This is a genomic window from Nitrososphaera sp. AFS, assembly GCF_009898475.1.
In the GTDB taxonomy this organism is placed as follows: domain Archaea; phylum Thermoproteota; class Nitrososphaeria; order Nitrososphaerales; family Nitrososphaeraceae; genus Nitrosopolaris.
In genome coordinates this window covers 1-9,699 of the sequence record NZ_QURE01000151.1, presented here as the reverse complement: position 1 = coordinate 9,699, position 9,699 = coordinate 1, and the positions used below count along the sequence as shown (strand labels likewise).

11 protein-coding genes and 1 pseudogene are annotated in these 9,699 nt (G+C 36.6%); 5 read left to right on the top strand and 7 right to left on the bottom strand.

Features of this window, described 5'->3' with window-relative positions; all coding sequences use genetic code 11:
- On the bottom strand, nucleotides 1-555 hold a 555-nt coding region (locus DYY65_RS12005; RefSeq protein WP_162478194.1), incomplete at its 3' end, for a hypothetical protein.
- Between the two features lie 632 nt (nucleotides 556-1,187).
- On the opposite strand from DYY65_RS12005, the gene DYY65_RS12000 reads away from it, so the two are divergent.
- Entirely contained in the window at nucleotides 1,188-2,165 is a 978-nt protein-coding gene (locus DYY65_RS12000; protein WP_201449494.1) for a hypothetical protein, read from the top strand.
- 436 nt (nucleotides 2,166-2,601) lie between these two features.
- On the opposite strand, the gene DYY65_RS11995 is transcribed toward DYY65_RS12000, so the two are convergent.
- The 4 genes from DYY65_RS11995 to DYY65_RS11980 all read right to left on the bottom strand — a co-directional run bounded on the left by DYY65_RS11995 (nucleotide 2,602) and on the right by DYY65_RS11980 (nucleotide 5,772).
- Nucleotides 2,602-2,877: a winged helix-turn-helix domain-containing protein gene (locus DYY65_RS11995; RefSeq protein WP_162478192.1), complete on the bottom strand. Its 276-nt coding sequence runs from the start codon at nucleotides 2,875-2,877 to the stop codon at nucleotides 2,602-2,604.
- A gap of 209 nt (nucleotides 2,878-3,086) precedes the next feature.
- Nucleotides 3,087-3,632: a hypothetical protein gene (locus tag DYY65_RS11990; protein ID WP_162478191.1), complete on the bottom strand. Its 546-nt coding sequence runs from the start codon at nucleotides 3,630-3,632 to the stop codon at nucleotides 3,087-3,089.
- Nucleotides 3,633-4,308: 676 nt separating this feature from the next.
- Complete coding sequence (locus DYY65_RS11985; RefSeq protein ID WP_162478190.1) at nucleotides 4,309-5,175, bottom strand: NAD(P)/FAD-dependent oxidoreductase; 867 nt, start codon at nucleotides 5,173-5,175, stop codon at nucleotides 4,309-4,311.
- A 288-nt stretch (nucleotides 5,176-5,463) separates the two neighbouring features.
- A complete protein-coding gene (locus tag DYY65_RS11980) occupies nucleotides 5,464-5,772 on the bottom strand; it encodes an SDR family NAD(P)-dependent oxidoreductase (protein ID WP_370519363.1) in 309 nt (102 codons plus the stop codon).
- Nucleotides 5,773-6,040: 268 nt separating this feature from the next.
- Between DYY65_RS11980 and DYY65_RS11975 the strand changes: the two genes are divergently transcribed.
- Both DYY65_RS11975 and DYY65_RS12655 read left to right on the top strand, forming a co-directional pair.
- On the top strand, nucleotides 6,041-6,613 hold the full coding sequence (locus DYY65_RS11975) for a ferritin-like domain-containing protein (RefSeq protein ID WP_162478189.1): 573 nt from the start codon (nucleotides 6,041-6,043) through the stop codon (nucleotides 6,611-6,613).
- Nucleotides 6,614-6,835: 222 nt separating this feature from the next.
- A pseudogene (locus DYY65_RS12655) lies at nucleotides 6,836-7,074 on the top strand (transposase); the annotation flags it as partial.
- A 684-nt stretch (nucleotides 7,075-7,758) separates the two neighbouring features.
- Here DYY65_RS12655 and DYY65_RS11970 read toward each other — a convergent pair.
- Nucleotides 7,759-7,974 carry a hypothetical protein gene (locus DYY65_RS11970; RefSeq protein ID WP_162478188.1) on the bottom strand — a complete coding sequence of 72 codons (216 nt, stop codon included), beginning with the start codon at nucleotides 7,972-7,974 and terminating at the stop codon, nucleotides 7,759-7,761.
- A gap of 585 nt (nucleotides 7,975-8,559) precedes the next feature.
- Here DYY65_RS11970 and DYY65_RS11965 point away from each other — a divergent pair.
- Complete coding sequence (locus DYY65_RS11965; protein ID WP_162478187.1) at nucleotides 8,560-8,814, top strand: hypothetical protein; 255 nt, start codon at nucleotides 8,560-8,562, stop codon at nucleotides 8,812-8,814.
- Between the two features lie 21 nt (nucleotides 8,815-8,835).
- Complete coding sequence (locus DYY65_RS11960) at nucleotides 8,836-9,066, top strand: hypothetical protein (protein WP_162478186.1); 231 nt, start codon at nucleotides 8,836-8,838, stop codon at nucleotides 9,064-9,066.
- A gap of 378 nt (nucleotides 9,067-9,444) precedes the next feature.
- Here the strand turns inward: DYY65_RS11960 and DYY65_RS11955 are convergent, their stop codons facing one another.
- A complete protein-coding gene (locus DYY65_RS11955) occupies nucleotides 9,445-9,603 on the bottom strand; it encodes a hypothetical protein (protein WP_162478185.1) in 159 nt (52 codons plus the stop codon).
- Between the last annotated feature and the right edge of the window lie 96 nt (nucleotides 9,604-9,699).

Below are 9,699 nucleotides of genomic sequence, written 5' to 3'. Positions count from 1 at the left end.
TCTTGCTTCAATTTCCATCTCTCTCCCTACTTTACCAGACACTGCATAATGTATAGCATAGACAAATAAAGCTAGTCCTGCCAATCGTGCAACTATTGATCCAATGAATGGAATTGGGCCATTGTCAAAATAATTAATCATCAATGAATACTGTCCAAGCCAAAGTAATGCAAATGCGGCTGGCACGTAGAGTAATTTAATATTGGCTCCCTTCACTAAAGATTCAATCGTGGTTTTGAAAACGTAGCCAAGAACTACCATATCAAAAATTTTCGTATAGAAACTCAAATCTGAGAGTTCAACATTATTAAGAAACGGTCTTATGAAAAGTGTAGATATTGTGACAATTAGCGGAACCAAAACTACAATTATAGGTAATACGCCAACCAATAATTCTCTCACTTTAGAAGACATACTATAAGGAATGAGTATTTTTGCGAAGATCAGTCCAGCAGTAGCGTCATCATCGTCCCTGCCACCATTGCTAACACGATTTTTTAACAAATAGGATAAAGCTATCAATGCCAATGCTTCTGACTGCAATGTTAGTTGCATCCACAAGCAAAGATGATACAACAGATAGTTAGTATAATAGATCAAGCTCAAGTGCTCAAATACAAATGATGTGCCTAGGATCGCAAAGCCGATTGGAATTCCGAGAAGATATCTAAGCCCAGAAAACTTGTATGACCTAAAAAAGTAAAATGCTATTATGCAGCACAAAGAAATGGATGCTGTGGTAATCAGAATACTGGCCGGGAATGCGACAGACTGATTCAATAACATAAATGCGTTTAATATATTTGGCTCCTGAGCAGTCATTTAGACAGAATTTCCATCTCCAATTTATATTTCATATATAATAAAAATAAGCATTCCTCACTTCAAAAGCGTCCTCAAAGTATGGATCATAAATGAGCAAATGTTAAAACAGTTGGAATAGAGAATCTACCCTAATGTTATCATCCATAGCTCAATCCAACCTACCTATCTACATTGGTGAGGCCCTTAGAAATAGCATCAAGTACCATAAAGTTGATTAGGTCATTTGTCAAAGGCTGTCTTTTGCAGACATCGAATATATGAAAAAGGTATAAGAATTACTCAACTACAGAGAGTCCGACTAGTATGTCTTGAGAGTGAGCAATAGATAAAGCATGCGATGAGGATCGTACCCCAGATTACTAATGTTATACTCACCATCACACTATCAACAGTCAGAAAAAAGGAACAACAGAGTAAAGCAAAACATTGGATTTATTTTGAATCATTTTAAAGAACCCATATTTCCAAGAGTCATATCGTCTAGAAGCATTATTTGTGAAGGGACAGAGTTCCAAGTCGTCTACAATGAAGAAGACATGTTTGAAGCTTACGAACAATCCAAATTCATTGATTGCAGAGTAAGCGTATGTAGATCATCAAATCTTGAATATAATTCCCATGAAGAAAACCAAAACACACAGTTAGCGGAAATGATAACCATTAGCCTTTACAAACCAATATTCATGAGAGAGAGTGCTCAGATAAAGGCATTATATGCTATTTTACAAGCAATCAAGAGAATACTAACCGGCAAACCAACTATCTTATGGTCCATGGCTACTTTTCATATCTACCAACCGATAGTTTCACAGCCATTGGAACTGATAAAGGAACTTAATCATATTATCAAACAATTTCCTCAATTACAGCTGGCTTTTGGATTATCAACGCCAAAATTCTCGATCAGTATATTCGATTACTCTCATCAACAAGAATGGTTACAGAATCACACCATGTTGTTGATACCAGGCACTTTCAACTCAATAAATATCGGAATAGGAAGGGAAGAATATGAGGAAATCACCTTAATTCAGAAATGGGATGGATATAGACCACAATTCGATTCGACGAGATTTGATCACGTCGCAAGTCGACCGTATATTGGATATGATGATTCAAAGGAATTCTTATTTTGTAAATGGTGTTTCTGGTGCGCATCTAATTTAAACACGAAAAACTTGATCGCAAAATGCCCAATATGTGGTAATAGTGATACATTAACTTCATTACCCATCTCCAATAAAGTTGATGAAATTGATCGTAGCCAAAAGATTAGAATTAAACGGAATAGTGACAAGGATAATTATAGCTACAACGATGCACAAATAAGAGAGCTTTAAGATGAATATGTGGTGGCGTAGTGAAAGGGAATTAGAAGATAAATGAACTGGCTAAAGAATTAAAAGGATACAAATGGTTATTTCTAATTGACGCCTGTCCCCCGACTGGCTCGGGCGTTTAGATTTGGCTTAATTCTACTATTCATATTAGTAGAATCTAATGGTTTTTCCTTGCTGCATCCATTTAGCCATTTGATTGTGATATCAAAAGCGTCATCGAAAGATAGAATGTGAATTTACCGTAGAATAGAGATGCGAGTTGGTCTATGAAAGAATTCGGCTGCAAAAAGGGTTCTGCAAATCTCCACTAGACTTTCAATCTTATTGGGGCGCAGTGACAAGAATCGACAGGTTCAAGATGATGAAATCCTGAAGCGTCATTAGGGTTTCAAGTTCTAACGATGGATCGGAAGAATGGCACTATTCCCTGTTTGTATTACAAGCCTGCGTACTCAACCAGGTTGATCAACTGACTATATTGCTTAGTGAATTCCCTTCCCTTATTAGTTACACATACAAGTCCACCGCTCTTTCGACTGATCATACCTCTTTTTTCTAATTCCTCGACATAATTCACCATCTTGTCATAAGAGAGTCTAGAGCTGTGCTGAATATGAGTAGGTCTTGCAAATTCACTATTAATCATGTTGTGTTCAGCGCTGCAAATTATATCGTAAAAGATCCGAAGTTTATGCCTTTTCTCTTGTCTCATCTTTTATCTCTCCTGAATGATCGTACAAGGCATATTATAGTTGATTTGTGTCAAAATGGTCACATAAGGAACAAATGCGACTATACAAACATTATTGAAGTTTTCATCGATGCCTACATGTAACAACATCTAATACAATACTAACAGAAAATCTACTTAAGGAGGACGTTTGCATTGTACTACTCTGTAAACATAGTTCTGCTAATCTGCTACGATTCTTCTGGAAAAATCAAAGATATTATATTTTCATTTATATTTATTTCTACTTTTTTGCCTAGAATATCCTCGGAAAGTCCTGACACAAGGGTTTTCACATAGAGTGACCATTTGATTCCCAAGTCGTGTTGTATATTGAATAGGTACGACTGATTTCTGTAAACTATATTATGTTGCATCCAGGATACTGTTAGCCATGTCCGTAAGACATCAACGAAATCGCGAGTACTGTGACGCTGTTTCATAACCGTGAGAATGTTCTTGAAGTATTCTTTCTCAATCTTTTGAGCCAAATTAATTATTTGTTCACTTGTAAGTTGGTTTATAACTTCCTCCAAGAAAACCTTCGTCATCGGAAGGAGTCCAACCTTTCGTTCATATCGTTCCCATTTTATGTGATTTGAAAAAATCTTTGTGACAAATGCATTTAGAGTTATGTTTTCGAATTCTGCTTCTTTTCTTAATTCGTTTATGAGTAAGGAGGGTAATCGAAATGAAATAGTCTCAGTTTTTATTTTGGGGGTACCCCTATTATTCATCTAGGGCTTAGTTAACCGATTATATTTAAAAACTGTTGTCATATAGTCGTTCGCTTGTTTGCCCCCTCTAAAATACCTTCATTTATAGGCTAACGTTTATAGCGCTACTGCTTTGATGCTCGTCATTATTATCCGGATCAAATGTGGTAAACATAAGCATGAGTGCAACCTTGCTTAAGATATATTACACAAGAACAAAGCAAAGGTTTCAATATCATTACTCCAGTTAAAGCGACTACGTAATATTGATAATTGTTGTAAAGAAACAAGACCTAGTACGGCAAATACTAACATCAATTTCGTGCTAGTGGCTATCTGCTCCATTTCCCTCCCTTCCTTTTCTTTCATTGCTTGTGTAATAAATTTAATCAATATAAAGGGAAAGCAGTTTGAATAAATAAATAAAACAATTCAAGCCACACCACAGACTATAGCTGCTGACAAGAAGAAACTGATTAGATAATAATATGTCAAGTATCTTAATTTATGTTAACAAAACATCCTATATCCCATCACGATTAGGACTGAGATTGTAGATGGCAATTTGATATCAACATGCCTTATCTGCTTATGCCAATTCAAGTTTCTAAGGCATTCTTTAAAATATCTTCATAAATTGAGATGGCTGCCAAGGCTCCACTTGCTACAGCCAATACTATGTAATGTCTATCAGTATCTACATCTCCTGCTGCAAAAACTTGGGAACTGTAGTTTGCTGCCTCTTATCTACCTTTATAAATTCTTCCTCAAGTTCACATCCTAGTTGTTTTGCCACATTATTTTGAACGTTGTAGCCCAAATGATAGAATACGACATCTGAATAATACACCTTACCACTATTGCTTAGAAGCTTAATCTTGCCAGACGATCTGTCAGAAACCTTTAAGACCTCAACCAATGGATCATTTTCAACAACTTCAATTCCTATCCTTTTAGCTTCATGTCTTTGTGATTGATCTAGAGGACAACTATCCTGAATGAAAACTTTGATCTTATTTGTCCACCCTAGGAATTCTTTCGCATAAGATATAGCACCGTTGCCCTTTGCAAGTATAATAAGGCTTTTTCCAGCTGTTTCTAGTCCATCACAATGGGGGCAATGCCATGCACTCTTTCCATCTATTTTAATAAAGTTCTTGATGTTAGGTTTAGTGTCTATCACGCCTGTTGCAATTATGATGTACTTCGCTTTAATTGGAAGCTGATTTTGGTCTGTAGCTATAAGAAAATGATCTTTACTACTTTTGATGGCTGTTACCCGTTGTTTGATAATATTAACAGAATGATACGATAGTACATCTCTCCGTGCTTGTACAATAAACCTGCTTGGAGAAATATTTTCCAAACCAAGATAGCTGTGTACATGTTTTGTTCTATGATTTCTTGTCTCTCCTGCCTCAAAAACTATTGTGGGAAGTAAGTATCTACCAAGAACTAATGCTGCTGATAGGCCTGCAAATCCTGCTCCAATTACAGCTACATCAAATGCAGTTGCAGAGGCAGATATCATTTCTTCCCCGGATTTCCTAATTAATTTCGCCAAAGTATATCCCGTATTTCCTAGTTAGATGTGACAGATTCATGTATTGTTTGTCTTTATCCCGTTAATACCTCATAAATCGATGTAACACTGAAAATCATCTAATACTGAGCTACGAGACTAAAGTTAACCCTCCATCAACATAGATTTTTGTTCCCGCTATATAGTTTGTATCTTTTGATGCCAAAAATTAAGCAACTTTTGCTATTTCTTCAGGCTGTCCCATTCTATGTACTGGAATTCTTTGTTCCTTTTTTACTTTCTCTTCTCGATTCTCGATCACTTCATTATTCATATCGGTAGCTGTGCTCTAGGTGCTATACCATTTACTCTAATTTCTTTATCTGCTAGCTCTAAAGCGATGGTTTTAGTCAACATTTGCATCCGTCCCTTGGAAGCAGCATAAGGGGCTGATTCAGGCTGGGATATTTGTTCATATATAGAAGAAATATTGATGATTGAATAATTGTTAACTTTATTTCGTATACTACTTTTTCCATTTTTAATCATATATTTTACTGCTTCTCTTGTACACAAAAACTCACCCTTCAAATTTACATCAATAACTTTGTCCCAATCTTTTTCTGTTAACTCATAAATTTTCTTTGATTCTCCTCCTACTCAAGCGTTGTTAACTAGAACATCAATCCTACCAATGCTGCTCAGTCGTATAGTTAATGTCAGCGCAATTATGCCAATTGATACAGGATAGAATAGCTAGCTACTGAAATAGCGCATCACAGATGGTAAATCTCCTAACGGTCCTCAAAATCAGCCATTAAAATCAGATCCTGTATTATCGAAATACAACCAGAGATGGTTATTACGAATATGCTATTATATTTGTGACAGTATAGAATAGTAAAAGATGAGTCATCCATTTGATAAGAATATAATGACTACATTAGCAGGCCTTAATCTCGCCTTATCATACGAAAACGCAGCTGTGGATAGACTTGAGAAGAGGTTGTCTGAAAGTATTGATCCGGAAGTCAAGGAGAAGCTTAGTCGTCACTTAGCCCAGACTAGAGACCAACAGGATCTATTAAAGGAGAGAATAAAAGCACTCGGTGGACAACCAATCGCTGAGGCAGGTGAATTACCTATACCAGAACCTCCACAATCACTAAAAACGATGATAGAAAGAGGCAGCACCCCTTCACAAAAGGAGGTTTGGGAATCAATAAATGACCTGATAATAGAGAGAGCAGAAGCAATCATGTATGAGGGTGGTATTCAAGCACTTGAATTGTTGAAGGCAGACAAGAAAACTATCAAGACTTTACAAAAGATCCTAAAAGAGGAAGAATCATTCGCAAACTGGTTACTAAGAAATAATACAAGAATAGCAAAACGATTAATGAAAAAGCAGTTGGAAGAAAAGAAGAAGAAAAGGGAAGAAACAGAAGAATCAGTTACTACTACTGCCACTACCGTGTAACGCTTGACATACGATCAAGGCCAATTTTTGGTCCAAGCATGCTCACATAGATAGTACTAATTTCGTGATTGATACAAAGTGGGGGATTTAAAAAAGTAACTAATCTGAAAATTAGTTGATATTTGGAGTTCTAGATTTACTATATCTGAACTATAACGCTAAGCCATACTACCCTCTTCTTGTCATTTATAATGATATCCGAACTTACAGGTGAGGTGTTGAATCTACGTACGAAATACCTATGTATTATGGAATAGGATTGTTTCACTGCTACTTACATCCAAGAGAAAGAAGAAGCTGGTCGACCAAGAATGGATGACAGAATAGCTATGAGTACTATTTTCTATGTTTTACATACAGGTTGTCAATGACATGCTCTTCCTAGAAGTCTTGGAGTTTCAAGTACAGTATATGATAGATTTCAAGAATGGAGGAAGGCTGATGTATTCAAACGTATGTGGATGGAGTGATGGTTTTCCGATCTGACTTTTTCGACGGTTATATTATCAAAATATTATCAAAATATCTATTCAATACAGCCTCTCTTTCCATAGCCAATAATGGTGAACGATAATCTTCCTCTATCCACAATGCAATATAACAATAATTTTTCTAGATACCATCAGGATTATATTTAGATGTAAATTGTCATTCCTACCAAGATTCTCTTTCTAAATAATACCTAATAACCAGAAGCACGTCATTAGGTTTCGATCATAAATCTAGATTATCCAATACATGATCAAAAATAAGATTAATTCGGATTTATCTAAGACAAATTCTATTATGTAGAACTCTTTTCTACCAACGTAGACCATTTCACCAGCAGCGACAGAAGTTGTAATATACACTCCTTGATTTTTGTCTAATCATTAGTATTTATCTAATAATTTATTGTTAAGTTTAGTTTGCAGTTTGATCAAAGCGTATATAATATGACTTTTTGTAGGACAGACCAGCTAACCAGTTTGTGTATCAACAATAATGAGACTGAATATATAATCGTCATCTTAAATCTATATTAGCGGAACAGATGTCAATAGCCTGGGAGAAATTTATTGACGGTTGTTGGAAAGGGGTTCAGACGATCTTAAAATTAGAGCGGTCGTCCCGCTTTTGGACAGATCTGAATTCAGACTCTCTCGTTAATGATGATCATCACAAACGAAGATGGTTATGATTGGCATCGTCACAGGATTGTGTTGTCCAACGTCACCTGAACGTGCACATGGTGTGCCGCCATTAACGCCATTTGCGCTAGCTGCAAATGTTGACTGCGTGCCTGGAGTCATGACAACCGCTGACGCTGCCAGGGTTGCCACTATGGACACTATAATAGTGACCTGTGAATTCTTAATCATTATAAATATGACGTTTGCTTATTACATAAAACGTAATACAAAGAAAATATGAGGAATCATATTCGTCTATAAATAACAGGTGACAAGAAATAGCTGGGCGATAAGTTTCCTTATTGACCTCACTTGGAGTGAGCAAGGGGGCTTAACTCACTATCTGCGGCCAATACGCATACAAGATAGTTTTAAATATTGTAAGTGCGAACAATTTACGGTTGTTTCCGGAACGTTACCCGCGGGATTCATCCGGGGCGGCGTGAGTAGGTATATACCTTCACGTTGAGGGAATAAAAGCCCTACAATCACCAATATAATTGCGAGCTAACGGAAAACAATAAAGCGCCTTAACCTTACTTAAGGCCTAATATTCTACGAGATTGGAGTTGACTAAACACTTTCTTGCTTCATAATATCCCTAGTGGCTTAATTCAAATAAGAAACTGAAAGAGCTTATTTTCCACAAGAAATATGAATATGGTGACTCTAATCTGTCTATCACCTTGTCGGTAGAGAATAAACTAGCGAGTTTTCTCAGTGGGTCTAGGGACTGGGAAAGAAGACCAACCAATATACCCCGGAGTTTTTCTTTTGAAGCTGCCATCATCTGGATCTAGACAAGCTTCCATTGCTATTGAAATTAATCCAGTTGATCCTGCCGGTTCAGCTACCAAGAAAAGACGTATAGTTATTAGGTCTGCTTCAGAACTTGACCAGTTTAACTGTATACTTGCTAACCAAAAACTAATTGAACTGGCAAGAAGGAGTTCATCTTTAAAAAAGGGCCGAGATAGGTATTATGACACGTATTATGACAGAAACAGCCCTGTTAATCAATACTTGTGAGATCGCTCGAAAGTTAACATAATGATAACAGGTCTTAATATCCGGGATTTGGATCCAGAGCCCAAAAATTGCCGGTCGTGTCAAGAACAACTAATCATAGTAGACAATGGAGCTAACCTCATGTGTCAGGCTTGTAAAACGCCGACAATTTCAGCTTCAAGCAACGACAGTATTGGTAAGGATAAGCCAACTCTTCCAAAGGAAACAAAATCTAAACTACAAAAAGTCATTCATATTAACTCAAAGCAATGATCAGCGAAGAGATAGAGAAATAAGATCTAGGTTTGAAGAACTGAAGAGGACTTGTCAGCACTGAACTGCTTTAGCAGGCTGTATGGTAATGTTGGAGATTACTAACTAACTACCTAACTAGCCATGCCGATTGATAGGAAAGTCATCTTTACACCAATAATACAAGCATATCTTTACATCATCAAAAACACAAAAGGTGTACCTTTCTCTCTTTTTCCCACATAATGAACACTTAATCTTTTCATCAAACTTGTAATTAATAGACCGGGCTGATAATATCATCTGATATACTGTATTACGACCTACTCCTCATTGAAGATTTCTAGAAAAATCTGGACTTTTTTACTATTTTCGTCTACAGAGGGTTTAGTTATTTAACTAGTCAGTTAGCAAGTCATCTCCAACATGAGCTTCTGCAACCTTGACTATTGCATAGTCTGCAAATTGTTTTATAGCCATATCGTTAGCCATCAAAACAGCCTGTACCCTTCTAGCGTCGTCATCGTCTAACTCTATTTCGAGGTGGAACCTTTCCATTTCACCGACTCATTCGTTCCACAACTTCGCCTTTAATGAATTCCGTTCTTCCTGTAGTAGCATTTTTGACAACGCTATTAGTTTCACATTGGACTT